Source organism: Thermobifida cellulosilytica TB100, assembly GCF_001517975.1.
GTDB classification, from domain to species: Bacteria; Actinomycetota; Actinomycetes; order Streptosporangiales; family Streptosporangiaceae; genus Thermobifida; species Thermobifida cellulosilytica.
On sequence record NZ_KQ950188.1, the window covers coordinates 74904 to 98257 of the forward strand.

Below are 23354 nucleotides of genomic sequence, written 5' to 3' on the forward strand. Positions count from 1 at the left end.
AGAGAGCCTCGCGATGAGAACCCTCCTGATCGACAACTACGACTCCTACACCTACAACCTGTTCCAGATGATCGCCGAGGTCAACGGCGAGGAACCGACGGTCGTCACCAACGACGCCCCCGCCGCCGACCTCGACTTCGACGGGTTCGACAGCATCGTCGTCTCGCCCGGCCCCGGACGCCCCGAGCGCCCCCGGGACTTCGGCATCTCCGCGGAGGCGATCGCCCGGGCCTCCGTGCCGGTGCTGGGGGTCTGCCTGGGCCACCAGGGCATCGCCGCGAGCGAGGGGGCGGCCGTGCTCCCCGCCAAGCAGGCCCGGCACGGCTACCTGACCCGGGTCACCCACACGGGGGAGGGGCTGTTCGAGGGCATCCCGCCCGAGTTCACCGCCGTCCGGTACCACTCGCTCGCCGTCGCCGAGCCGCTGCCCGAGGCCCTGGAGGCGCTCGCCTGGGCCGAGGACGGCACCCTGATGGCGCTGCGGCACCGGAACCGGCCCCTGTGGGGCGTGCAGTTCCACCCCGAGTCCATCGAGACCGCCCACGGCCACCGCCTGCTGGAGAACTTCCGCAGGCTCGCCGCCGCGCACAACACGGCCGTCGGACGCCGCAGCGGGCGCCGGACGGCCCGGACGGGACAGCCGGAGCGGACCGCGGACCACCCCCAACTGCACGTCCGGGTGGTCGAGGCGGCCGTCGACACGCAGGCGCTGTTCACCCGCCTGTACGCCGACTCCCCGGAGCCGTCCTTCTGGCTGGACAGCTCCCGGGTCGACCCCGGCCTGTCCCGGTTCTCCTTCCTCGGCGACGCCTCCGGACCGCTGTCGGAGGTCGTCCGCTACCGCGTCGAGGAGCGGGAGGTGGAGGTCACCCGCACCGGGGAGGCCCCCCGCCGGATTCCGGGGACCGTCTTCGACTACCTCAAACGGGAGCTCGCCCGGCGCCGCGTGGACCACACCGAGCTCCCGTTCGACCTCACCTGCGGCTACGTGGGCTACTTCGGCTACGAGACGAAGGCGGACTGCGGCTCCCCGAACCGCCACCGCTCGCCGGCGCCGGACGCGGTGTGGGTGTTCGCGGACCGGTTCGTCGCGGTCGACCACCAGGAGGACGCCACCTACCTCGTCGCCATGAGCGACGGGAGCGCCGACAGCGTCGCCCAGGCCGTCGACTGGCTGGAGAAGACCGCCTCCGTGGTGCAGTTCCTCATCCGCTCCGCGCCGGAGCCGCGGCCCGCCGTGGACGACACCGCGCCCCCCGTGGACGTCGAGGCCCACCTCACGGTCGGCTGGGACCGCTACGTCGCCGACATCGGCACCTGCCAGGCCAAGCTCCTGGAGGGGGAGAGCTACGAGATCTGCCTGACCAACTCGGTGTGGCTGCCCGTCGTCGAGGACGGCTACCAGCTCTACACCCGCCTGCGCGCGGTCAACCCCGCCCCCTACAGCGCCTACCTGCGTCTCGGCGAGGACCTGGAGGTGGCCTGCTCCTCGCCCGAGCGCTTCCTCACCGTCACCCGCGACGGCGGCGTGGAGACCAAGCCCATCAAGGGCACCGCCCCCCGCGGCGCCACCCCGGAGGAGGACGCGCGGCTGCGGGACGCGCTCACCTCCAGCGCCAAGACGCGCGCGGAGAACCTCATGATCGTGGACCTGCTCCGCAACGACCTGGGGCGCGTGTGCGAGGTGGGCAGCGTCCACGTCCCCCGCCTCATGGCCACCGAGTCCTACACCACCGTCCACCAACTGGTCTCGACGATCCGCGGGCGGCTGCGCGCGGACACCGACGCGGTCGACTGCGTGCGCGCCTGCTTCCCCGGCGGGTCCATGACCGGGGCGCCCAAGCTGCGGACCATGGAGATCATCGACGAGCTGGAGACCGAGGCGCGCGGCGTCTACTCCGGCTCCATCGGCTACCTCTCCTGCAACGGCGCAGCCGACCTCAACATCGTCATCCGCACGGCCGTGCGGATCGGGGACCGCTGGCGGGTCGGCGCGGGCGGCGCGATCGTCCTCGACTCCGACCCCCAGGAGGAGTACGAGGAGATGCTCCTCAAGGCCAACGCCCCCCCTGCGCGCCTACCGGCCCTCCGCGGCGGTGCACCGGTGAGCCCGCACACCCCCCGTCCCACCGAACCGTCCCCTGCGGCCCACACGAGAGGAGAAGCACGGTGAACGTCTCCGCGGAGCTGGAGGCCCGCGCACGCGACTGGTCGGCGCGCCCGGCCTTCCTGGAAGGCGACCGCGTCTGGAGCCACGGCGAGGTGCACGACCTGGCGGCCCGGGCGGCCACCGTCCTCGCCGACCGGGGGGTGTCCGCGGGGACCCGGGTGCTCCTGGTCCTCCCCGACGGGATCGCCTGGGCCGTCGCCTTCCTCGCGGTCGCGCGGCTCGGCGCCACCGCGGTGCTGACCAACCCCGCCCTGCCCGCGGCCGACCACGAGTTCATCGCGGCCGACGCGCGGGTCACCCACGTCGTGACCGGGGAGGAGACCGCCGACCGGTTCGCCGACGCCACGGTGCTGCGCGGCGGGGAGCTCGTCGACGCGGCACGCCGCCACAGCCCCGGGCCCGCGCTCGACGTCGCCGGGGACACCCCGCTGTACGTCCAGTACACCTCGGGGACCACGGGACGGCCCAAGGGCGCGGTCCACCGGCACCGCGACCTCTCCTGCTACTACGAGGCGTTCGGACGGCCGCGGCTGGGACTGCGGGCCGACGACGTCACCCTGTCCGTCTCCAAGCTGTTCTTCGCCTACGGGTTCGGCAACGCCTTCGTCTTCCCCCTGTTCTCGGGCGGCTCCGCGGTGCTCACCCCCGAACGCCCCAAGCCCGCCCTGGTGGCCGAACTGGTGGAGCGGCACGGCGTCACCGTCCTGTACGGGGTGCCGTCCGCCTACGGCAACCTGGCCGCCGAGACCGACCCGTCCGCCTTCGCCGGCCTCCGGGCGGCCGTGTCGGCGGGGGAGAAGCTCACCCTCCCCTTCCACGAGCGGTTCACCGCCTTCCTCGGTGTGCCCGTCCTCGACCAGTTGGGGTCGACCGAGGCCGGGCACGCCATGTGCGCCAACGGGCTCGACTCCGACACCCCGGGGACGATCGGCAGGCCCGTCCCCGGCTTCGAGCTCCAGGTGCGCGACAAGGACGGCACCCCGCTCCCCGACGGCGAGGCGGGCGAGCTGTGGGCGCGCGGCCCCAGCGTCATGGCCGGATACCTCAACCGCCCCGAGGAGACCGCGAAGACCCTGGTCGACGGCTGGCTGGCCACCCGCGACCGGGCGGTGCGCAACCCGGACGGCACCTACACCCACCTGGGGCGCACGGACGACCTGGAGATGGTCGGCGGGATCACCGTCTCCCCGCTGGAGGTCGAGCAGGTCCTGGCCGCCCACCCGGGCGTGCAGGAGGTGGCCGTCGCCGCGGTCGCCGACGAGCGGGGCGCGAGCAAGCTCCGCGCGTTCGTCGTCCCCAAGCCGTCGGCGCCCCCCGCCGAGACGCTCTCCGCCGAACTGATCGGCCGGGCCAGGGCCGAACTCGCCGCGTTCAAGGTGCCGCGCAGCGTCCAGGTGGTCGACGCGCTGCCGCGCACCCCGACCGGCAAGATCCAGCGCTTCCGGCTCCGCCAGGGCACCTGGTGACGGACTCCGGACCACGCTCCCCTCCCCCTCCCCGACCCCTACCGAGTGAGGACCGACATGCTCCAGAAACTCCTCCCCGAACGTGCCTTCTTCCTCGGCCTGCTCTTCGAGAAGGCGGCGGCCCGCCACGGCGGCGTCCCCGTCACCCTGGACCGGCCGCTCGACACCTTCCCCGAGCGCGGCACCAACCTCACCTACGTCGACCTCGCCGACGTCATCGACGACCTCGCGGCCCGCCTCTGGGCGGCGGGGGTCCGCCCCACGGAGCGGATCGCGGTCTACAAGAGCGCGAACTTCGACATCTCCCTGACCGTGTGCGCCGCCGCCCGGATCGGCGCCGTCCCGGTGCCGCTGTCCCCCGCGCTGAGCGGGGAGATCATCAACGAGCTCCTGCACCGGCTGGACCGCCCGTGGCTGGTCACCGACGCCGACAAGCTCGACGGGGACCTGCGGGGCGTGGACGTGACCGGGCTGACCTCGGGTGTGCTGCTCGCCGGGACCAGGCCGCACGAGGCCGGCCGCTCCCTGGTCGACCTGGCCGGAGCCCCCCGCCGCGCCCCGGTGCGGATGCACCCGACCCAGCCGGCGCTCATCACCCACACCTCCGGGACGACCGGCGTCTCCAAGCTCATGGTGCACACCGCCCAGACCCTCTTCCACCGCCTGCTGCCCCAGCAGGTCATCGCCTGGCCGGTGCGCGGCAAGGAGCGGGTGGCGCTGTGCATGTCGTTCGTGCACTCCCGCTTCTTCCACTCCCTGGGGGTGTTCGTCAACTACGGCAACCCGATGGACATCCTCGTCGACCCCGACCCCGACTCCGTCGGGCCGATCTTCACCCGCACCCGACCCGGCCTGGTCGAGACCCACCCCAACAACTTCATCCAGTGGGAGGACCTGGTCGACGCCCCCGGCTCGCCCCTGGCCAGCGTCCGCTACTACAGCACCACCTTCGACGCCATCCACCCGCGCACCATCCAGCGGCTGCTGGGCGCCTCCCGCCGCAAGAGCCCGCTCATGGTGCAGCTCTACGGGCAGAGCGAGACCGGCCCGATCTCCGGGTGGTGGTACACGACCAAGAGCGCACAGACCACCGACGGCCGCTGCGTCGGCATCCCCCTCCCCGGCTTCATCAGGGTCCGGGTCGTCGGACCGGACGGCAAGCCCGTACGCAGAGGGCGCATCGGCCACCTGGAGGTGCGCAGCCGCGGCCGGGTGCTCACCTACCTCGGGGAGGACGAGCGCTACCGCAGCCAGCTCACCGGCTCCTGGTGGCGCCTGGGCGACATGGGCTACCTCAACCGGTGGGGTCTGCTCTTCCTGACCGACCGCGACATCGACAAGATCGACAGCGTCGACAGCAACCTCGAAGTGGAGGACGTGCTGCTGTCCCGGCTGGAGGAGCTGCTGGAGATCGTGATCGTCGCCTCCCCCTCCGGCGAGCCCGTCCCCGTCGTGGCCACCCGCCGGGACGCGCCCATCGACATGGACCGCTGGAAGGAGGCCGTCCGCGACCTGCCGCCCCTGACCGAGCCGGTGCAGGTACGGTTCACCGACCTGCCGCGCACGTCGACGTGGAAGGTCCAGCGGGTCCAGATCCGCAGGATGTTCGAGGAGGGGACCCTCCCCGTCATCAACCGGGAGACGCCGGTCGACTGACCCCGCCCGGGAGGGAGGGCGGCCCTCCCTCCCGGCCCATCCCACCGGAAGGCCGCGTGAGAAAGGCAGACATGGACACTGAGAAGGAGAGTGCGCAACGCCGCCCCGTCCTGGTGGTCGGGGCCGGGCCGGTGGGGCTCACGGCGGCGCTGGCGCTGCGGAGCTCGGGCCTGCCGGTCACCGTGCTGGAAGCCGAGTCCGAGGACCGGGTCCGCCCCGGGAGCCGGGCGCTCTACCTGCACCGGGAGTCGCTCCAGTTGCTCGGACAGATCTGCCCGGAGGCGGCGCGCAGCATCATCGACCACGGGGTGGTCTGGTCGACCAGGCGCACCCTGTACCGGGGACGGGAGGTCTTCAGCCGGACCTACCCGTCGCCGCCCCGGGGGAGCCTGCCCCCCTTCACCAGCCTCCGCCAGGTGGAGACCGAGCGGTACCTGATGCGCGAGTGCCGCGCCGCGGGGGTGGAGTTCGTCTGGGACTCCGAGGTCGTGGACGTCGAGAGCACGCCCGAGGAGGTGCGGCTGAGGACCGCGGCGGGCGCGCAGTGGCGGGCCGAGTACGTGGTCGCCGCCGACGGGGCCCGGTCGGGGGTGCGCCGCTCCCTCGGCATCGAGCTCCAGGGCGAGCGGTCCAACGCCTTCCACGTCGTGGTGGACGTCGAGGAGGACCCGGCGGACCCGCTTCCGCTGGAGCGCGTCTTCCACTACGAGCACCCCGGCCTGGACGGGCGGAGCGTGATGCGGGTGCCGTTCGCGGGCGGCTTCCAGCTCGACCTGCAGTGCAAGGACGACGACGATCCCGACGAGTACGCGGACGAGGACGCGGTGCGCCGGTGGATGACGCGCGTCGTCCCCGACAGGTACGCCGACCGCCTGCTGTGGGTGTCCCGGTACCGGTTCCTCAAGGTGGTCGCCGAGTCGTTCACCGACCGGAACCGGCGGGTACTGCTGGTCGGCGAGTCCTGCCACCTCTTCCCGCCGTTCGGGGCGCGCGGCCTGAACAGCGGGATCGCCGACGCGGTGGCGGCGGCCTCGGCGGTCGCCGAGGCGCTGGGACGGTCCGACGCCCGGGAGCTCCCCGTCGACGACTTCGCCCGGCGGCGCCGCGAGGCGGCGCTCTTCAACTGCCGGGCGGCCGGGGCGGCACTGGACCACCTGCGGCCCAAGAGCCGCACCCGCCGGCTCGGGCAGTCGGTGGCGGCCCGGCTGGCCCCCCTGGTGCCGGCGTGCGGCGCCTGGCTGGAGTACGCGCCCTACGGCCCCCGCACCGGGGCCGCCGTCGCGAGCGGGCGGTACTGACCATGGCGGCGAACATCGCACTGGCCCGCCGCCTGGCGTGGTCCCCCGGCACGGGGCTGCGGGAGGAGAACGAGCACGGGCTGCCCCTGCTCGCCGCCGACTCCTGGCTCGTGGCCGACGGCGAGGTGCGGGCCCTCGACCGGCACCGGTCCCGGTTCGCCCGGGCCTGCGCGGAGCGGGGCGGGCTCGACCCGCGGACCTTCGACGGGTTCTGGGCGGACGTGGTCGCCGCGCTGCCCCGGCAGGGCGACTGGTTCCCCCGGGTCGAGCTGGTCCGCGGGGAGCGGCCCCGCCTGGGCCTGCTCCTCCGCCCGGCCCCAGCCCGCGGCACCCGCATCCGCGTCCTGTGCTGGGACGGCCCCGACCCGCGCCGGCACCCCCGGGTGAAGGGGCCGGACCTGTCGGCACTGGCGGAGGTGCGGGAGCGGGCGATCCGCAGCGGAGCCGACGACGCGCTGCTGACCACGGACGACGGCGTGCTGACCGAGTCGACGACCAGCGCGCTGCTGTGGTGGGAGGGGGACGACCTGTGCGTCCCGCCCCCCGACCTGGACGTCCTGCCCAGCGTCACCGCGGGGCTGATCGTCGAGCACGCCCGCGAGCTGGGGGTGGCGGTCAGGCACCGCAGGGCGACCCCGTCCCGCCTGGACGGCCGCGAGACCTGGCTGGTGAACGCGCTCCACGGCATCCGCGTGGTCACCGAGTGGGTCGGGGCCCCGGTGCGCGCGGGAGCCGGGCAGCGGGCGCCGCAGTGGCGCGCCCGCCTGGACGCCCTGCGCCGACCGCTGCCCTGGTGACAGACCATCCTGGGAGAGGAGAGAGAAGGAGGCCGCCCCCGCGGCGCGGGGGCGGCCTCCGCACTCCGGTGCCGGACGGCGGGGCGGTCAGCGCGGGCTGAACGCGACCCGTCCGGCGAGCGCGATCAGCACCGTGCCGGTGATCGCTTCGAGGCGGCGGCGGACGGCCGGGCGGCGGAACCACGCGCCGACGCGCGCCACGCCCGCGGCCAGCCCGAGGTAGAGCACGGTCTCCACGGCCACCTGGAGCAGCGCCAGCAGCGCCGTGGTCTGCAACAGCGGCTGGTCGGGGGAGACGAACTGCGGGTAGAAGGCGAACATGAACACCGCGGCCTTCGGGTTGGCCAACTGCACTGCCGCGGCCTCGCCGAACGCCCGCAGGGACGGCCACCGGCCGCGCGGCTGCCGCGTGTCGGGGGCGTCCGCGCCGTCACCGGCGTCCCGGGACCGCAGGGCCGCCGCCCACGACCGCACCCCCAGGTAGACGAGGAAGGCCGCGCCGACGACGCGCAGTACCAGGTAGGCGGTCTCCGAGGCGGCCACCAGCGCGGCCAGCCCCGCCCCGGCGGCCAGCGCCCACAGGTACAGGCCCGCCTCCAGGCCCAGGACGGTCGCCACGGTCGGCCGGAACCCCTCCAGGGCGGCCCGGCGGAAGACGAGCGCCATGGCCGGGCCGGGGGAGGCCGAGATCAGCACCACGGCGAGCAGGAACGCGGGGAGCACGGCAAGGTCCATGCCCCGAGCATGGCACGGGGGCACTCGGCCGCCCACCTCGTTTCCGGTCCGACCGCGCCGAATGGTTGCGCTAGGTGTCCGACCTTTCACCCTGGGGTGGTGATTGGAGGGGTTTGTGTCGATACTGGGAGAGGTGTTGCTCCCCGTGAACGAGTGGTGACTCTCGTCCGTCTGAGAGCGCTCCCAACCAGTGATCCCATACCGAAGGAGTGAAGTGGTGCCCACCTCCCCCGCCAAGGGGCGGTCCCCGCTGTCACGAGTCGCCGCGGTGCTTGCCGCTGCCGTGGTCGGCTCGTTCGCACTGACCTCCCCAGCCCAAGCCGACGACCCCCTGCCCGACACCCTGCGCGGGGCGGCCGCGCTCAGCGGGCGGTTCGCCGGTCTCGGCGCCACCGCCGAAGGGCTCAGCACCGAGTATCCGCAGCTCGCAGCGCGCGAGTTCAGCAGCATCACCCCCGGAAACGAGATGAAGTGGGGCTCCCTGGAGCCCACCCGGGGCAACTACAACTGGGGTCCGGCCGACAGCATGGTCGCCTTCGCCCAGCAGCACGGCCAGGAGATCCACGGCCACACCCTGGTCTGGCACTACCAGCTCCCCTACTGGGTGGAGAACGGCGACTTCGCCCCCGGGGAACTGCTGGACGAGATGCGCCGCCACATCACCACGACCGTCGGCCGCTACGCCGGGGACATCGCCCGCTGGGACGTGGTCAACGAGCCGTTCAACGAGGACGGCAGCCTGCGCGACACGGTCTTCCTCCGCGAGATCGGCCCCTCCTACATCGAGGAGGCCCTGCGCGCCGCCCACGCCGCCGACCCCGACGCCAAGCTCTACATCAACGACTACAACGTCGAGGGCCTCGGCGCGAAGAGCGACGCCCTGTACAACCTCGCCCGCGACCTGCTGGACCGGGGCGTGCCGCTGCACGGCGTCGGCCTGCAGAGCCACCTCATCGTCGGCATGGTTCCCGGCACCATGGCGCAGAACATCCAGCGCTTCGTGGACCTGGGCCTCGAAGTGGCCGTCACCGAACTGGACGTGCGCATTCCCCTGCCCGCGGACGAGGACGAACTCGCCCAGCAGGCCGCCGACTACGCCGCCGTCGCCCAGGCCTGCCTGAGCGTGGACGGCTGCGTGGGCGTCACGGTCTGGGGGGTGAGCAACTGCTGCTCGTGGATCCCCGACGTCTTCCCCGGCTACGGCAACGCCCACCTGTGGGACGAGAACTACCAGCCCACCGGCGCCTACTACTCCCTGCGCTACGCCCTCGGCGGCGCCCCGGGCAGCCCCGGAGGCCCCGGCGACCCCGGAGGCCCCGACGACCCCGCCGTCTGCACGGTCGACTACCGGGTGACCGCCTCCTGGGACTCCGGCTCGGTGGTGCAGGTGATCGTGACCGCGACCGTGTCCATCCCGCAGTGGACCGTGGAGTTCACCCTGGACGGGGCGCGGGTCACCCAGTCCTGGAACACCGACCTCACCCAGGACGCGAGCGGCCGGGTGACCGCCCGCAACCTGAGCTGGAACAGCACGATCCCCTCCAACGGCTCGGTGGACTTCGGCTTCATCACCGACAGCAGCAACCCCCAGCCGACGGGAGACATCACCCTCAACGGCACCCCCTGCCACCGCGCCTGACCCCAGGCGGACCGCGCCGGTCCCGCCCCGCCGGGGCGGGACCGGCCCCTCAGAACCCCCACGGGACGGGCAGGGCGCCCTCCTCGTAGTCGAACCGGACGACCGCGCGGCCGTCCGCGACGGCGAGCACGGCAATGGTGACGCCGTTGAGCACGATGGACGGCCGGTCGCCGAACGGCGCCCCGGTGGTGCCCGACACCATGCTGCCGCCGCCGTCGCCGTACCCGGTGACGGTCACCTCCCCCGGGGCGACCCTCTCGACCACGATCCGCTCCAGGCCGTGCGGACCCGACACGGGGAACTCGTCGCCCTCGGCCACCTCGACCTCGCACACGGCATCGGCGCAGGCGGCCAGGTCGGTGCCGTCGGCGGCCGCGGGCAGCCCCCGGCTCGGGGAGGAGGAGCGGGCGGGCGACGCGGGCGTGCCCGGCTCCCCCCGCTCCCCGGGCAGCCGCGGAGGCCCGGCGCAGCCGCAGGCGAGGACGGCCGCGGCACCGGCCGCGGCGGCGGAGCGGACGATCCGGTCACGGGCGGAAAGAGTCATGGCGCTTCCAGGGTCCGGCCGTGCGTCACGGGCGCGGCGAGGACGCACGGCGACTGTCGCAACACCGAAGGCTTTCCCTGGAAGTGGTACGACTACGTTCCGTATCTCCACGCGGACCGTTCGGAAGTGTTCGGGAGCCCGCGGCGAGGCCGACGGTGCTGCTCCCCGCACCCCTCCCTCGGGAAACGGCCTGTCCCCAACGGCTGTTCTTCCCGGGCCGATCCGCGGAGGGGCCTCGCAGCGGTCGCCCGCCACGGGAGAAACGGACGGCCCGGAACCGGCGACAGTCCGACACTCCCGCCGCCCGGGCCGCCCTCACAGACCCGCGGCCTTCTCCAGCAGCACCGACCGTTCGCGCCGGTTGGCCGCCAACTCCGCCGCGGCGAGCAGCTCGGCGCGCGCCTCCTCGACACGGCCCAGCCGGGCCAGCAGCTCCCCGCGCACGCTCGGCAGCAGGTGGGAGCCGCGCAGCGCCTGCTCACCGGCGAGCCGGTCGACGATCCGCAGCGCCTCCGCGGGACCCACCGCCATCGACACCGCGACCGCGCGGTTGAGCTCCACCACCGGGCTGGGCGCGATCCGCCCCAGCGCCTCGTACAGCAGCACGATCCTGCGCCAGTCGGTCTCCGCCACGCTGGGCGCCACCGCGTGGCACTCGGCGATCGCCGCCTGTAGCCCGTACGGCCCCAGGCCCCGGCCCGTGCTCCCGGCCCGCCGCAGCGCCGCCCTGCCGCGTGCGATCTGCGCGCGGTCCCAGCGGGTGCGATCCTGGTCGGCCAGCAGGACCGGGGTGCCGTCCGGGCGCACCCGCGCCGCGAACCGGGACGCCTGAAACTCCATGAGGGCGAGCAGCCCGTGCACCTCCGGCTCCCGGGGCAGCAGGCCCGCGAGGACCCGCCCCAGTCGGAGCGCCTCGTTCGCCAGGTCCGGGCGGATCCAGCGGTCCCCCGACGTCGCCGCGTACCCCTCGGTGAAGACGAGGTAGACCACGCTGAGCACCGCGCCCAGCCGCTCGCCCCACTCGTTCGGGTCCGGCGCCTCGAACCGCACCCGGGCCGCCGCCAGCGTCTTCTTCGCCCGGGTGATGCGCGCCTGCACCGTGGCGACCGGCACGAGCAGCATCCGGGCGATCTCAGCCGTGGTGAGGCCCCCGACGACCCGCAGGGTCAGCGCGATCTGCGCCGGGCGCGACAGCACCGGATGGCACGCCGTGAACACCAGGCGCAGCACGTCGTCGTCGATGGGCTGCCACTCGTCCTCGCCGCTCTCCGCCAGGCCGCGGGCGAGCAGCCGGTACCGCTCGTCGAGGCGTTCACGGCGCCGCCAGGCGTCGATCGCGCGGCGCTTGGCCACCGTGGTGAGCCAGGAGCCCGCGTTGCGCGGGACGCCCTGTTGCGGCCATGACTGGAGCGCCTCGACGACCGCCTCCTGCGCCAGCTCCTCGGCGAACCCCACGTCCCCGGTCATCCGGGCCAGCGTGGCGATCACGCGCGCGCCCTCGATGCGCCACACGGCGTCGACGGTGCGCCGCGGGTCCGCCCTCCGGGAGGACGGCGCCGGGGTCACTCGGTGCCGAGCTGCCGGCGCCACTCGGCCTCCTTCCTGATGTACTCGTTGTCGGCGTAGTCGGCGAAGTCCTCCGCCTCCTGCACGCGGCGCACCTCCAGCGTGGAGCCGGGGCCCAGCGGGGCGCGGCGGGCCCACTCCACGGCCTCCTCCCGGCTGGAGACCTGGATGATCCAGAAGCCGTTGAACAGTTCGTGGGTCTCGCCGTAGGGGCCGTCGGTGACGACGGGCTCCTCGGCGTCGAAGTCGACGACCACGCCCTCGGCGGGGTCGGCCAGGCCCTCGCCGGCCAGCAGCACGCCCGCCTTGATCATCGCCTCGTTGTAGGCGCCCATCGCGTTGATGACCTGCTCGAAGTCCTGCTCCTTCGCGGCCTGCACGGCCTCCTCGGTGGTGCGCATGACGAGCATGTACTTCATCGTTCCTTCCGCGGGTCGTCGGGACGCCGTTCGCGTCCCTCTACCCCGGCGTCGAACGGGAACGACCGGAATCGACACCGGACCGGGAATTCTCCCGGGCGTCACCGACACTCCCGCCGACCGTGGCACCGGCAGGACCGCGCGGGGCGAGCGCGTCAGCGGCCGGGGCGGCCACCCGGCGGCTCGGGCGACTGCGGGGCGTGAGCAAAGAGGAAAAACATCGTCACGTTTCTCGATATTCTGAGAGGTATGGCAGCTCGCTTCGGTCCTCCAGATCCCTCCTACAAAGGGCAGGAGACGCGGGAGCGTATCCTCGACGCTCTCTACGAGCTGCTCCGAACGTCCCCCGCGGCGAAGCTGAGCATGGCCGACGTGGCCGCCAGGGCAGGACTGCGCAGGTCCAGCGTCTACAACCACTTCAAGAACGTGGACGAGATGTGCCTGGCGCTGGTCGACCGCAGCACCGCGCCGGTCCTGCACCGGGTGTACCTCGACAACGCGCCGGACCTGGCGTCCTACGCCCTGCACGGGATCGTGACCCTGTTCGAGCAGTGGGCGGAGCACCACGTCGTCTACGTCACCATGCTGGAGATCTACGCCCGGGACCCGCTGTTCGCGCGGGCGTGGAACGAGAACATCACCCAGTCGTGGACCGAACAGGCCCTCAAGCTCTACGAGGCCGACGTCGAGGAGGGCCGACTGCGCCCGGTGACCCACCCCAGGGAGATGCTGGAGTTCTTCTCCCTGAGCATCCAGCACCAGTTCCACTGGCTGTGGCGGTTCGGCGTCCCCACGCCGGACGAGGCGTACGCCGCCCTGGAGGCCCCGTTCACCATGCTGTGGCGCACCCTGGACATCCCCGGCGACGTCCCCCTGGACCGCAACAGGATCAGCAAGGCCCTGAAGCAGAACAGCGCCTAGCGGTCGGCGCGGTCGCGCACCGACGCTCCCGGCCTCGGCACCGCGAGGAAGTCGAGCCCGGCACCGGGGCCACGACCGCCGCAGGTAGGCATGGTGTCCTGTCGTACCCGGGTGCCATGCGCGGCCCATGACTCCTCTGAAACTGGTTGAGACCGTGCCGGGGTCGTTCTCGCTGCTGCTGGACGCGGGGACGACGCAGGTGGACGAGGCCGTCAGGCAGCTCGGCCACGAACCGCACGGCTACTTCTGGACGGGCATCGCGCGCTTCCTCGTGAGCACGGAGGCGGCCTCCCTCGAAGGGCGCTTCTCGTACGACCCCGAGGCCGGCATGTTCTGCGCCTACGGCAAGGACCGGGCAGCACTCGAAGAGCTCGGCGCGCTGCTGAGCGCTGTCACCCGGGACGAGGACCGGGTCCGGACGCTCGTCGCGGACGCCCAGGCCGCCGGGATCGACCTCGACGACTGAATGGGACCGGGAGCCGTCCGGCACCCGGGGCGGTGCGAGAGGACAGCAGGCAAGAGCGTCGGCACAAGGGCCGCTCCTCGGTGCGGAACGGCCCTTCGACACAGGCGCGCTCGGCGGGGTCCGGCAGCCGATCTTCCGACCCGTGGATCGTGTGCGGAAGGTCGGCGGCCCGGAGCTGACCGCCCCTTGCCCGGAACCGTTGTCAGCGCTCGCGGTCGGCAAGCCCAACCCGTTGGAGACTGCCCCCTGCCCGGCCGAGAGAACACCCGGAATGCTCGATCGACTGGGAACTGCGGTTATTCGCCGCTGCTGTCGGCGCCATCGTCCAGAAGTCTGTCGGCTTCCTCGGAGCGTCCCAAGGCCCGAAGCACTGAGGCGAGATTGTTCCGGCTGGTCAGAGTGGCAGGATGTTCCTCGCCCAGAACACGACAGCAAGCATCCAGGACTGCACGGTGCTCGGCCTCGGCTTCCTCCAGGCGTCCCAGGTCTTGCAGGACCGAGGCGAGGTTGTTACGGCTGGTCAGAGTAGTGGGGTGGTCTTCGCCCAAGACTCGGCGGCGGGCTTCCAGGACTGCACGGTGCTCGGCCTCGGCCTCCTCCAGACGCCCCAACGCCCACAGGACCGAGGCGAGGTTGCTGCGGCTGATAAGGGTGTCCGGGTGGTCCTCACCCAGAAGGCGACGGCGAACCTCCAGGACTGCACGGTGCTCGGCCTCGGCCTCCTCCAGACGCCCCAGCGCCCGCAGGACCAGGGCGAGGTTGCTGCGGCTGCTCAGGGTGTCGGGGTGGTCTTCGCCCAAGACTCGGCGGCGGGCTTCCAGGACTGCACGGTGCTCGGCCTTGGCCTCCTCCAGGCAGCCCAACGCCCACAGGACCGAGGCGAGGTTGTTACGGCTGGTCAGAGTAGTGGGGTGGTCTTCGCCCAAGACTCGGCGGCGGGCTTCCAGGACTGCACGGTGTTCGGCCTCGGCCTCCTCCAGACGGCCCAGGTCTTGCAGGACCGAGGCGAGGTTGCTGCGGCTGATAAGGGTGTCCGGGTGGTCCTCACCCAGAAGGCGACGGCGAACCTCCAGGACTGCACGGTGCTCGGCCTCGGCCTCCCCCAAACGCCCCAGCGCCCGCAGGGCCAAGGCGAGGTTGCTGCGACTGGTCAGGGTGTGGGGGTGTTCTTCGCCGAGGATGCGGCGGCGGGTTTCCAGGACTGCACGGTGTTCGGCTTCGGCCTCCTCCAGGCGCCCCAGGTCTTGCAGGACCGAGGCGAGATTGTTCCGGCTGGTCAGAGTGGCAGGATGTTCCTCGCCCAGAACACGACAGCAAGCATCCAGGACTGCGCGGTGTTCGGCCTCGGCCTCCTCCAGGCGCCCCAGGTCTTGCAGGACCGAGGCGAGGTTGCTGCGGCTGCTCAGGGTGAAGGGGTGGTCCTCACCCAGGAGGCGGCGACTGGCTTCCAGGACTGCGCGGTGTTCGGCCTCGGCTTCCTCGAGGCGGCCCAACGCCCACAGGACCGAGGCGAGGTTGTTGCGGCTGGTGAGGGTGTCGGGGTGGTCCTCGCCCAGAACACGACGGCAGATCTCCAGCTCAGCGCGGTGTTCGGCCTCGGCATCCTCCAGGCGCCCCAGGGCTTGCAGGACGAGGGCGAGGTTGCCCCGGCTGGCCAGGGTGTGGGGGTGGGTGGGGCCGAGGGTGGCGGTGTGGGCGGTGAGGGCCTGGCGGTAGGCGCGTTCGGCCAGCCGGTAGCGGCCCTGGGCATGCGCGGTGGTGCCGATGGCGTGGGCGTCGGCCGCGCCCGCATGGGCCAGGGCGGCGGTGACGACGGGCTCGGGCACGTGCTCGCCCGCAGGCGTACGGCGTTGGACCGCATCCACCAGGTAGTCGAACACGTCCACGCGGTCGGGACCGTGGGGGGTGAGCAGACGGGTGGTGCCGCGACGCGGCCGCACAGCCCACTCCCAGGCGGCTTCCGGGGGTTCGGGGTTGAGACGTTCCCCGCCGCGGTGGTCGAGGTAGTAACCGTGCACCTCTGTGATGAGCTTCCGAGACAGGGGGGAGGCGTAACCCGCACGGCGCAGGTCCACGGCGGCGGCGACCAGGCAGGCGCCACGGGGCCGGCTGGGAGCCCGCGGGTCGGTGTTGGCGCTCCACGCGTTCTCCCACTCGGCCAGCAGTTGCGGCCCGTTGGCCAGGTACTCGGCCACCCCGTACTCCTCCGCATGCTCCAGGGCATCGGCGATACGCCGATCATGGGCACGAAGCCGGGCGCGTTCGCGCTCGGCAGGACTGAACAGGCGGGGCAGGAAGATCCGGTGGGCACGCCCCAGCAGGGCCTGGACCCTGTGACAGGTGTCGGCGGCCGCACCGTCCTCAGGAACACTGCGCCACCGGTTCTCCTCGGCCGCGCGCAGGGTGGCCACCACGACCCGGTGACGGCGACGGCCGAGGGCGAGCAGGCGGGAGAGGGCATCCCGGGTCAGCTCGGGCGAGGAGAACCAGGTGTTGAGGTCGTCAAGCCACAGCACACACCTGCGCTGTTCGTTGGCGGCGCGCAGCGCGGCCCCGATCCCTCCAGCGGTGGCGGGGATGATCAGGGTGTGGTCGGGCAGGACAGCGCGGACCGCTTCGAAGGCGCACCGGGTCTTGCCCGCCGTGGAGTCCCCCACCACCAGCACGAACGTGTTCTCGGCGAGTCGGGCGCGCAGTTCCTCGTCGACGTCACGCGGCACGAACGGCGGCACCGGGTCGGCACTACTGCTGGCGGCGGCCGGGTGCACGCCCCAGTCCCGGGGGTCGTCGAGCTGGCGGACCCTGGGGAGTTTCCCCGAAGGCAGGCTCAGACAGCCCTCGGCAACAGCAAGGGCCTGCTGATCGCGACGCTCCGCCTCCCGCTCGTAGCGGGCCTGCCACACTCCCAGTGCGACTGCGGCCACCGCGGCCGCCGCGGTGGCCGCGGTGATGGCCCAGGGCACCTCGATCTGGTAGGCGGCCAGCAGTTCCGGAGCCACTGCCAGGAGCGCGAGAAAGCCTGCTATGAGAAATGCCCAGAGCGAACGTCGCCGCATGCCCACACCTCCGCCACGCCAGCTTGCCATTCCCTCCCCGGTGCATGGGACGTAACGGACGAACATTCTGATCCCAGGAGAAGAGGGAGACAGCCAAGAATGGCGTCACTATGACGAAACGGCAGCTCCAGGCAGGCTTGAAGGGCGAGGTGGCCGAATTCCGTCGGTCCACGTGGTGATCTGACGTCTTGGATCGTGCTGTGTTGGGGATACCGGCCAGCGCAGTTCGGCCTCTGCGGCGGTGCGGATATAGCTCGAAATAGGACATCCTGCACCCGAGCCACACCCCACCCCAACGGTGTGCAACACCGTCTCCTTGAGCTGCCAGGACCTGATTCGGCACAAGCTTGTGGAGATCACTCAGATCTCGAACCAGGTTTCTCGGCCGTGCCATCCGTTGCGGCTTCCCCAGCAGTCGGCGAGAGCGTCAACGATGAAGAGCCCTCGGCTGTGTTCGTCGTCAGCTCCGGGTTTGGCCACGTAGGGGTTTCTTGGCGGCTTCCGCTGTCGTGGACGGTGATGCGGACCACTTCGGTGTAGGTGCGCTCCACTACGACGAGGAAGCCGCCGTCCTGCTGGCCGGAGCGGGTGTGTTCGACGGCGTTGGTGGCCAGTTCGCTGGTGAGCAGGATCGCGTCGTCCTGGCGGGGGTGATCGGGAAGTTCCTCGGCGATGAAGCGGCGGACTTCGCTGAGGGACTCGGGGTGGCCGGGGAACCAGCGGGCGCGGGCCGGCGGCGTCGGCTGGAGGGGGTGGGCAGCGTGCAGGCTCATTGCGATGTGCCCTCTCGTCGGGCAGTCCACAGCCAGAATGAACTGCGTGACCAGTACTCAAAGTACAGATGCAGCACAACAGGTAACTGTTACTTGGAATGTGCTTGCCGCACGATGAGTACGGACAGCGAAACGCATAGAGCCGACTGAGGGAGTCGCCGTGTTCGGTCTGGTGGTCAAGTTCGTCCTGAAAGACGAAGCCAGCGCACAGGGGTTCGACGCGCTTGTGGCCGAGACACTGCCCAAGATCCGTCAGAGCGAACCGGGGACCCTGGTCTATGCGGTGCACGAGGTGGACGGCGAGCCGCTGCATCGGGTCTTCTACGAGATGTACGCCGACCGGGCAGCCTTCGAGGCCCACGAGGAGCAGCCGCACGTGCGGCGCTTCCTCCAGGAACGCGGCCAGTACCTGGAGTCCTTCTCGGTGGACTTCCTGAGCCTGCGGGATGCCAAGGGCGTGACGAAGTGAGCACGGAGTACCAGAAAGCGCTGGGCCGCAAGATCGCCCGGTACCGGCGCAGGCGGGGCCTGTCGCAGCGGGAGTTCGCCGGTCTGATCAACCGCTCCGAAGCCTGGGTCTCCCAGGTGGAACGCGGGGTGCGCAAGGTCGACCGGATGTCGGTGCTGGAAGCCGTGGCCGAGGTGTTGGAGGTGCCGATTGCGGATCTTGCGGCCGAGGCACCCATCGTCGCGGCCACGGTCGAAGAGGCGCCGGGCAGCACTCGGCTGCGCCTGGTGCTCAGTGCCGCGCACGCCCTGAACGCACTACTCGGCCAGAAGCAACCGGCTGACCCTGCGGAGTTGCGGCCTCGTGCAGAACAGACGTGGAAACTGACGCATGAGGGCCGCTACCTGGAACTGACGGACCTGCTGGAATCCCTGGTGTCGCAACTGGAGGCAGCGGCACGGTCGGTGGACAACGGGCAGCGCGCGGAGTGTTTCCGACTGCTGGCCTCGGTCTACCAGGCGTGCTCGTCGGCACTGAGCAAGCTGGGCGAGTTCGAGGCGGCCTGGATCGCCGCTGACCGGGCGATCGTCGCGGCGGAGCGGGCTGACGACCCGCTGTTGATGGCGGCTGGTGAGTTCCGGTTGTGCCTGACCTTCCAGGGGGCCAAACACTTCAACCAGGTCGAGACAGTGGCGCGCACCTCGGTGGAAGCGCTGTCCTCTCTGGCTGCCGACGGCCGTCCGGAGGTGCTGTCGTTGATGGGGGCGCTGACCCTGCAACGGGCGATCGCTGCCGCACGCAGCAACGACGCGACCGCCGCGTACAAGCACATCGCCTCGGCTCGGTCACTGGCCGAACGGCTCGGCGCAGACCGCAACGACTTCAACACCGAGTTCGGTCCGACCAACCTGGGTCTTCATGAGGTGTCGGCCGCGGTGGACCTGGGCGATGCCGGAGTGGCGCTGCGTGCGGCGGCGACGGTGGATGCTTCGGGCCTGTCGGCGGAGCGGCGGGGACGGTTCCTCATCGACGTGGCACGTGCTCACCTCCAGCGGCGCAACATCGACGAGGCCGTGGCGGTGCTGGAACAGGCCGAAACGATCACTCCTGAACAGGTACGCAGTCATCCTCTGGCACGTCAGGCGATCGGGGACCTGCTGATCATTCAGGACCCGGCCAGTCCTGAACTCCAAGGACTAGCTCGGAGAGCGGGCGTACTCTGAGTGCAAGCTAGTACTCAAAGTGTCAGGCAATAGAAAAAGTACGGGTTGGCGTGTGGTTGTCGCTGCACTCCTTCCGTGTGTGGAAGGGGCGACAGCCCCACGCTTTCTTCATGTCTGTCACCAGCAAAGGGGTACGTACGGCGATTCAGGGTGCGTTTCCGGTGGAGTTCGGGACGGTGTTCCCGCACGGGGCGTTCGCGCTGGGGGTGGAGGCGGTGGCGAACTTCGAGACCAAGCGGCCGGAGGGGGACCGGGAGACCGGGTTGCCGTTCCGGCCGGTGGAGTTCGAGGGCATGACGGTCATGCCCTACGTGGACGACTCGGGGCGGCGGCCCCGGGTGGCCTACTCGCTGCGCGCCCGCGGCATCAAGGCTCCCGGTGCCGGTGGGCGTCGGGCAGCCAAGGACGCCGCCTGAGCTGGTGTCGTGTGCGGGATGTCCGTGGAGGTCCGGAAACGGCGTCTGAGCTGGGCGGACGCCTTTCAGGGAGGGCGATGATTCCGGAGCTGTCCAGCCCTGTTCGAAGCCGTTGTGAGCAGCCGTGTTGGCACGAGGGCGGCAACGTTACGGGATCGGGGCAGCCCTGCGCCACCCGAGATTTCGGCAACCACAACGGCGGGCGACCACGGTCCTCGGTCGTGGTGCTCGATCGCGCCGGAGTCCTCAGCCACAGACAGGCAGAGTCGCGGATCGAGTGCCACGGGAACCGAGGACGCCAGGGACCACAGCTCGGTGACTACGGCCATTGGACGGTTGCCTACTACGGCAGGTCCAATCAAGAGCCCTCTGGGGGTGGCTCCGGACCGGGCGGCAGCCCGCAGCCGGAGCCACCCCCAGACGTTGCGGCGGCGTGCAGTGCCGACGCCTTTGCAACCGATCTTGGATTTGTGTGGAATGCCCTATCGAATATTTTGTCCCATGCCCAAATTCGTCCAGATGGGTCGGTAAAACGACGTAGATAGAACTGTGGCACATAGTGATGAAGCTTTGGATTGGACATATCTGCGCGGTCGGCCACTCGGGTGGGAGTTGCTAAAATTGACAATATGCAACCAGAAGCGCCACCAAGACGCTTCTTTGTATTGAGTTCCCTTGGGGGTCTGCTTATTGAAATCGCCTGGCGCTGTTGGTTTTCCAGATGAATTCGAAGCTGCTCAGATAAGTCTTCGTTAGTTCCGGATTGATGGTGTTGTCGATACGGGTGACGGGTGCGTTTGCTGCGGGGACTCCGTAGACGTGGTGGTTGACGAGTAAGTGTTCGTCTGCGCGGTAGATCGAGTTGTACAGCACGGTTTGATGAAGCCGGATCTGGACGCCCTCGACGTCGGCTAAAGGGCGGTAGAGAACGAGAACGTTGCGGATTTTGGCGACCATGGCGTCGCCGATGCCTTCCTCGATGCCGCGCTGTTTGACGTTGGGGCAGTCGGGGTCGCCAAGCAGGATGCGGACTGCGACGCCTGCGCGGGCTTTGCGTTCGAGGATTTTGAGCATTCCGGTGTCGTCGGCAAGGAAGAATCCGCTGTAGACGAGGATGTCGATCTCGTACTTGGCGGATTCGAAGAATGCGCGCCATGTCTCTCGCGGGATCTGCCAGCGGTGGGGGTAGACAGTGCGGACTCCTGGCGGTGCTTGGGCTGGGAGTTCGGTGGTGGCCTTGGTGTCGGGCCAGAGTTGGTGTTCTGGCACTCCCACGAGGCCGGCGAGGGCCCAGCGGTGGCGGGGGTAGGGCCTGGTTCCGGCAATCCAGCGGCGGACGGTCTTAGGGTCCACGCCAAGGCGTGCGGCAACGTCGGTGTCTGTGAGGCGTGAAGCGGCCAGGGCGCGGCGTAGGGGCTCGTTCACGACAGGTCCTCCTCAGAGTGGGGGACCGACGATAACAGAAGACGTCCCAAGACGTCCCTCAAGAAGTCCGATACGAGGTACACATGTCCGCGTGCTCAAGCGAGGGTTTTGGCATGTGAAACCCCCGCGAGTGCGGCGAACACTCCGGGGGCGTGGTCCCAACCTGAAGAACCCAGGTGGAACATGTCAAACTTTACCGATTCCTCCCATATCCACCCCCGAACGGTGGCGCGTCCCCGACCGTACGCACCGATTCCGTTCACCCCACCGCCGCCGGCCTACCCGGTGACGCCAAAGGTGGCCGTGGTCCGTCCCTACGTCCTGCATCACGAACGGCGACGGCAAAGGCAGCGGGACGAACAGAGTCGCCAGGGCTTGGCGGTCCTGCTGGGCATGGCTCGGCCTCGGTCGTTGGTGGTGGCCGCATGAGCGAGACCACGAACCCGCTGCTGAAGCTGCTCCGGAAGACCTACGGGGAGGAGTGGAACATCCGCCGCAGCCAGACCCTGTGGATCGCAAGCACCCGCAAGCCCGACAGCGAGTACGCGCCGACCATCATCGAGTCCGACGTTGAGCGCTTCGTTGCGCAGTTGGAAGACCCTCCGGCCAGGGTCCACGCCCTCCCCGAACCGGACGGCAGGGGTTCCTTGGTGTGACCAGACCGCCGCGCGGCCGGTGAGAGCGTCCTTCCCCTCATCGGTCGCGCGGCTTCCACATGTCGGGACACGGTGCTTCCTCACTGCGTGCCCGGGGCAGGAAAGCACCGTCTGGAATCATTGAGCTGTACTGCTCAACAAGACTCGGAAGGAATGCCTGTGGTCCCACGCTCGACCCCGTGGGGAACCTATGTGCGCATCGCGGACGAGTTGCGTCAACGCATCGCTGACGGGACGTGTCCTCCCGATGCCCCTCTTCCCTCGGAGTCGGAGCTGAGTCAGGAGTTCGGGGTTGCGCGTACGACATTGCGGCGGGCACTGGCGGTTCTGGAGAAGGAACGGCTGATCCGGGCTCTTCCGGGCACTGGACGCGTCGTGCTCGACCCGTCAGCGAGTAACGACGGGGAGCATTCCGGACAGCCCCAGTACCGGAGGATTGCCGCTGATCTGCGTGACAGGATCATGCGGGGGGAGCTTGCCCCTGGTGCTCCGTTACCTAGTGAGGCGGCGATCGTCCAGCAGTACGGGGTTTCTCGGGGGACCGCACGTCAGGCGCTGTCGGATCTGGAAGGGGCGGGCCTGATCCGCTCGGTGCACGGCAAGGGCCGCTTTGTCCTGGGGGTGGCAAAGCCCTCACGTTAGTCTGTCCGTGTGGGTCATGTTCTCTGGGCGCGCGCCCTGGCGCGAAAGCTTCTGCAAGAGCCGCTGCCGCGCAGGTGGGCGCACACTCAGGGCGTGGCCGGACAGGCCGAGACCCTGGCCGGGGTGCTCGGTGAGGACGCCGACCTCGTCGTTGCCGCGGCGTGGCTGCACGACATCGGGTACTCGCCCGCCCTGGCGGTGACGGGGTTCCATCCGCTGGACGGCGCCCGCTACCTGCGCCGGGTCAAGCAGGCGGACGAGCGGCTGTGCGCGCTGGTGGCGCACCATTCCGGTGCCGTGGTCGAGGCCGAGGAGCGAGGACTCGCAGCCGAGTTGACGGGCGAGTTCGGGTTCCCACGTCCTGACCTGTTGGAGGCGCTGACCTACTGCGACATGACGACCGGCCCTGACGGGACACACCTTCCGGTGGAACAGCGCCTGGCGGAGATCCTCACCCGCTACGAACCCGGTCACATCGTGCACCGCTCCATCACCCGCTCCTCACCCGAACTGGTGAAGGCGGTTCGGGCAGTGGAGGACCGGTTGAACGCGCTCGGCTAGCCGATGTGGGGTTGCTGGTCTCCGTTGAGGTGGTGGGTGAGGCGCAGTCGCATGGAGTGGTCCATCCGGTAGTCGGTGAGTTCGGTCTTGGGGACCCAGCGGACTTCTCTGGACTCGCTGCTGGGGGTGGGGGTTCCGGTGAGGGGGCGGGCGGTCAGGACGATGGAGAACTCCTGGCGGCACTCGCCGTTGCTGGTGTAGTAGATGACGTGCCTGGGGTCGCTGTAGATGCCGGAGATTCCGGTGATCTCGCAGGTGATCCCGGTTTCTTCGAGGGTTTCGCGTACGGCTGCCTGGGGGACGGACTCGCCGAGGTCGACGGCTCCGCCGGGGACGGCCCAGTTGCCGTTGTCGGAGCGGCGGATCAGGAGGATCTCGTCGCGGTCGTTGGTCACGATCACGTTGACCGAGGGGACCAGGCTGTTGGCTTTGGGGGCGTGGGGGTCGTCGTAGTAGTCGATCCGCCGTGCCATGGGC

Annotated in this window: 23 protein-coding genes; 14 read left to right on the forward strand and 9 right to left on the reverse strand. The window is 70.6% G+C overall.

Going from position 1 to position 23354, the window contains the following annotated elements; all coding sequences use genetic code 11:
- Positions 1-13 precede the first annotated feature (13 nt).
- The 5 genes from pabB (at position 14) to AC529_RS18545 (ending at position 7387) form a co-directional block, all read left to right on the forward strand.
- Complete coding sequence (gene pabB, locus AC529_RS18525) at positions 14-2173, forward strand: aminodeoxychorismate synthase component I (protein WP_083948441.1); 2160 nt, start codon at positions 14-16, stop codon at positions 2171-2173.
- The gene (locus AC529_RS18530) at positions 2170-3636 is read left to right on the forward strand and encodes an AMP-binding protein (protein WP_068758634.1); all 1467 of its coding nucleotides are present in this window, start codon (positions 2170-2172) and stop codon (positions 3634-3636) included. Before pabB ends, AC529_RS18530 begins: the two co-directional genes overlap by 4 nt.
- Positions 3637-3693: 57 nt before the next feature.
- The gene (locus AC529_RS18535) at positions 3694-5292 is read left to right on the forward strand and encodes a class I adenylate-forming enzyme family protein (protein WP_068758635.1); all 1599 of its coding nucleotides are present in this window, start codon (positions 3694-3696) and stop codon (positions 5290-5292) included.
- Positions 5293-5363: 71 nt separating this feature from the next.
- Positions 5364-6590, forward strand: a complete 1227-nt coding sequence (locus tag AC529_RS18540) for an FAD-dependent oxidoreductase (protein WP_068758636.1) — start codon at positions 5364-5366, stop codon at positions 6588-6590.
- Positions 6591-6592: 2 nt separating this feature from the next.
- On the forward strand, positions 6593-7387 hold the full coding sequence (locus AC529_RS18545; RefSeq protein WP_068758637.1) for an aminotransferase class IV: 795 nt from the start codon (positions 6593-6595) through the stop codon (positions 7385-7387).
- Between the two features lie 87 nt (positions 7388-7474).
- Here AC529_RS18545 and AC529_RS18550 read toward each other — a convergent pair whose 3' ends face one another.
- Positions 7475-8122 (reverse strand): LysE family translocator, encoded by a 648-nt coding sequence (locus tag AC529_RS18550; RefSeq protein ID WP_068758638.1) that lies wholly within the window; start codon positions 8120-8122, stop codon positions 7475-7477.
- A gap of 217 nt (positions 8123-8339) precedes the next feature.
- On the opposite strand from AC529_RS18550, the gene AC529_RS21210 reads away from it, so the two are divergent.
- Positions 8340-9761, forward strand: a complete 1422-nt coding sequence (locus tag AC529_RS21210) for an endo-1,4-beta-xylanase (RefSeq protein WP_068758661.1) — start codon at positions 8340-8342, stop codon at positions 9759-9761.
- Positions 9762-9810: 49 nt separating this feature from the next.
- Here AC529_RS21210 and AC529_RS18560 read toward each other — a convergent pair whose 3' ends face one another.
- The 3 genes from AC529_RS18560 to AC529_RS18570 all read right to left on the reverse strand — a co-directional run bounded on the left by AC529_RS18560 (position 9811) and on the right by AC529_RS18570 (position 12290).
- Complete coding sequence (locus AC529_RS18560) at positions 9811-10305, reverse strand: hypothetical protein (RefSeq protein WP_068758639.1); 495 nt, start codon at positions 10303-10305, stop codon at positions 9811-9813.
- 315 nt (positions 10306-10620) lie between these two features.
- Positions 10621-11817: an RNA polymerase sigma factor gene (locus AC529_RS18565; RefSeq protein ID WP_269745559.1), complete on the reverse strand. Its 1197-nt coding sequence runs from the start codon at positions 11815-11817 to the stop codon at positions 10621-10623.
- A gap of 50 nt (positions 11818-11867) precedes the next feature.
- Positions 11868-12290 (reverse strand): YciI family protein, encoded by a 423-nt coding sequence (locus AC529_RS18570; protein ID WP_068758641.1) that lies wholly within the window; start codon positions 12288-12290, stop codon positions 11868-11870.
- Positions 12291-12539: 249 nt separating this feature from the next.
- Here AC529_RS18570 and AC529_RS18575 point away from each other — a divergent pair, with 249 nt between their 5' ends.
- Positions 12540-13211, forward strand: a complete 672-nt coding sequence (locus AC529_RS18575; protein ID WP_083948445.1) for a TetR/AcrR family transcriptional regulator — start codon at positions 12540-12542, stop codon at positions 13209-13211.
- Positions 13212-13338: 127 nt separating this feature from the next.
- Positions 13339-13677: an Imm51 family immunity protein gene (locus AC529_RS18580; RefSeq protein WP_068758643.1), complete on the forward strand. Its 339-nt coding sequence runs from the start codon at positions 13339-13341 to the stop codon at positions 13675-13677.
- Positions 13678-13973: 296 nt separating this feature from the next.
- On the opposite strand, the gene AC529_RS19825 is transcribed toward AC529_RS18580, so the two are convergent.
- Together AC529_RS19825 and AC529_RS18590 are read right to left on the reverse strand one after the other, a co-directional pair.
- Positions 13974-16676 (reverse strand): tetratricopeptide repeat protein, encoded by a 2703-nt coding sequence (locus AC529_RS19825; RefSeq protein ID WP_198156487.1) that lies wholly within the window; start codon positions 16674-16676, stop codon positions 13974-13976.
- Positions 16677-17089: 413 nt separating this feature from the next.
- Positions 17090-17506 (reverse strand): ATP-binding protein, encoded by a 417-nt coding sequence (locus AC529_RS18590; RefSeq protein ID WP_232306826.1) that lies wholly within the window; start codon positions 17504-17506, stop codon positions 17090-17092.
- A gap of 160 nt (positions 17507-17666) precedes the next feature.
- Here AC529_RS18590 and AC529_RS18595 point away from each other — a divergent pair, with 160 nt between their 5' ends.
- The 3 genes from AC529_RS18595 to AC529_RS18605 all read left to right on the forward strand — a co-directional run bounded on the left by AC529_RS18595 (position 17667) and on the right by AC529_RS18605 (position 19593).
- The gene (locus tag AC529_RS18595; RefSeq protein WP_068758644.1) at positions 17667-17975 is read left to right on the forward strand and encodes a putative quinol monooxygenase; all 309 of its coding nucleotides are present in this window, start codon (positions 17667-17669) and stop codon (positions 17973-17975) included.
- Positions 17972-19177 (forward strand): helix-turn-helix domain-containing protein, encoded by a 1206-nt coding sequence (locus AC529_RS18600; protein ID WP_068758645.1) that lies wholly within the window; start codon positions 17972-17974, stop codon positions 19175-19177. Before AC529_RS18595 ends, AC529_RS18600 begins: the two co-directional genes overlap by 4 nt.
- A 110-nt stretch (positions 19178-19287) precedes the next feature.
- Positions 19288-19593 carry a hypothetical protein gene (locus AC529_RS18605; RefSeq protein WP_068758662.1) on the forward strand — a complete coding sequence of 102 codons (306 nt, stop codon included), beginning with the start codon at positions 19288-19290 and terminating at the stop codon, positions 19591-19593.
- Between the two features lie 358 nt (positions 19594-19951).
- Here the strand turns inward: AC529_RS18605 and AC529_RS21380 are convergent, their stop codons facing one another.
- Positions 19952-20176, reverse strand: a complete 225-nt coding sequence (locus AC529_RS21380) for a DUF4238 domain-containing protein (RefSeq protein ID WP_083948449.1) — start codon at positions 20174-20176, stop codon at positions 19952-19954.
- A 104-nt stretch (positions 20177-20280) separates the two neighbouring features.
- Positions 20281-21018: an XRE family transcriptional regulator gene (locus AC529_RS18610; protein ID WP_232306827.1), complete on the reverse strand. Its 738-nt coding sequence runs from the start codon at positions 21016-21018 to the stop codon at positions 20281-20283.
- A gap of 425 nt (positions 21019-21443) precedes the next feature.
- On the opposite strand from AC529_RS18610, the gene AC529_RS18615 reads away from it, so the two are divergent.
- The 3 genes from AC529_RS18615 to AC529_RS18620 all read left to right on the forward strand — a co-directional run bounded on the left by AC529_RS18615 (position 21444) and on the right by AC529_RS18620 (position 22877).
- On the forward strand, positions 21444-21674 hold the full coding sequence (locus AC529_RS18615) for a hypothetical protein (RefSeq protein ID WP_068758646.1): 231 nt from the start codon (positions 21444-21446) through the stop codon (positions 21672-21674).
- Between the two features lie 153 nt (positions 21675-21827).
- Positions 21828-22316: a GntR family transcriptional regulator gene (locus AC529_RS19840; protein WP_332307082.1), complete on the forward strand. Its 489-nt coding sequence runs from the start codon at positions 21828-21830 to the stop codon at positions 22314-22316.
- A gap of 63 nt (positions 22317-22379) precedes the next feature.
- On the forward strand, positions 22380-22877 hold the full coding sequence (locus tag AC529_RS18620) for an HD domain-containing protein (protein ID WP_083948461.1): 498 nt from the start codon (positions 22380-22382) through the stop codon (positions 22875-22877).
- Here AC529_RS18620 and AC529_RS18625 read toward each other — a convergent pair.
- Positions 22874-23350 (reverse strand): NUDIX domain-containing protein, encoded by a 477-nt coding sequence (locus tag AC529_RS18625; RefSeq protein WP_068758647.1) that lies wholly within the window; start codon positions 23348-23350, stop codon positions 22874-22876. The two genes, AC529_RS18620 and AC529_RS18625, sit on opposite strands and share 4 nt — an antisense overlap.
- Positions 23351-23354 lie beyond the last annotated feature (4 nt).

Bases quoted from the DNA above. Each gene is read 5' to 3' on its own strand.
- AC529_RS18550 (WP_068758638.1), bottom strand. From the start codon at position 8,122: ATGGACCTTGCCGTGCTCCCCGCGTTCCTGCTCGCCGTGGTGCTGATC.
- AC529_RS18535 (WP_068758635.1), top strand. From the start codon at position 3,694: ATGCTCCAGAAACTCCTCCCCGAACGTGCCTTCTTCCTCGGCCTGCTC.
- AC529_RS21380 (WP_083948449.1), bottom strand. From the start codon at position 20,176: ATGTCCAATCCAAAGCTTCATCACTATGTGCCACAGTTCTATCTACGT.
- AC529_RS18560 (WP_068758639.1), bottom strand. From the start codon at position 10,305: ATGACTCTTTCCGCCCGTGACCGGATCGTCCGCTCCGCCGCCGCGGCC.
- AC529_RS18590 (WP_232306826.1), bottom strand. From the start codon at position 17,506: ATGAGCCTGCACGCTGCCCACCCCCTCCAGCCGACGCCGCCGGCCCGC.
- AC529_RS18540 (WP_068758636.1), top strand. From the start codon at position 5,364: ATGGACACTGAGAAGGAGAGTGCGCAACGCCGCCCCGTCCTGGTGGTC.
- AC529_RS18605 (WP_068758662.1), top strand. From the start codon at position 19,288: ATGTCTGTCACCAGCAAAGGGGTACGTACGGCGATTCAGGGTGCGTTT.
- pabB (WP_083948441.1), top strand. From the start codon at position 14: ATGAGAACCCTCCTGATCGACAACTACGACTCCTACACCTACAACCTG.
- AC529_RS19840 (WP_332307082.1), top strand. From the start codon at position 21,828: ATGCCTGTGGTCCCACGCTCGACCCCGTGGGGAACCTATGTGCGCATC.
- AC529_RS18580 (WP_068758643.1), top strand. From the start codon at position 13,339: ATGACTCCTCTGAAACTGGTTGAGACCGTGCCGGGGTCGTTCTCGCTG.
- AC529_RS18545 (WP_068758637.1), top strand. From the start codon at position 6,593: ATGGCGGCGAACATCGCACTGGCCCGCCGCCTGGCGTGGTCCCCCGGC.
- AC529_RS18575 (WP_083948445.1), top strand. From the start codon at position 12,540: ATGGCAGCTCGCTTCGGTCCTCCAGATCCCTCCTACAAAGGGCAGGAG.
- AC529_RS18570 (WP_068758641.1), bottom strand. From the start codon at position 12,290: ATGAAGTACATGCTCGTCATGCGCACCACCGAGGAGGCCGTGCAGGCC.
- AC529_RS18625 (WP_068758647.1), bottom strand. From the start codon at position 23,350: ATGGCACGGCGGATCGACTACTACGACGACCCCCACGCCCCCAAAGCC.
- AC529_RS18615 (WP_068758646.1), top strand. From the start codon at position 21,444: ATGAGCGAGACCACGAACCCGCTGCTGAAGCTGCTCCGGAAGACCTAC.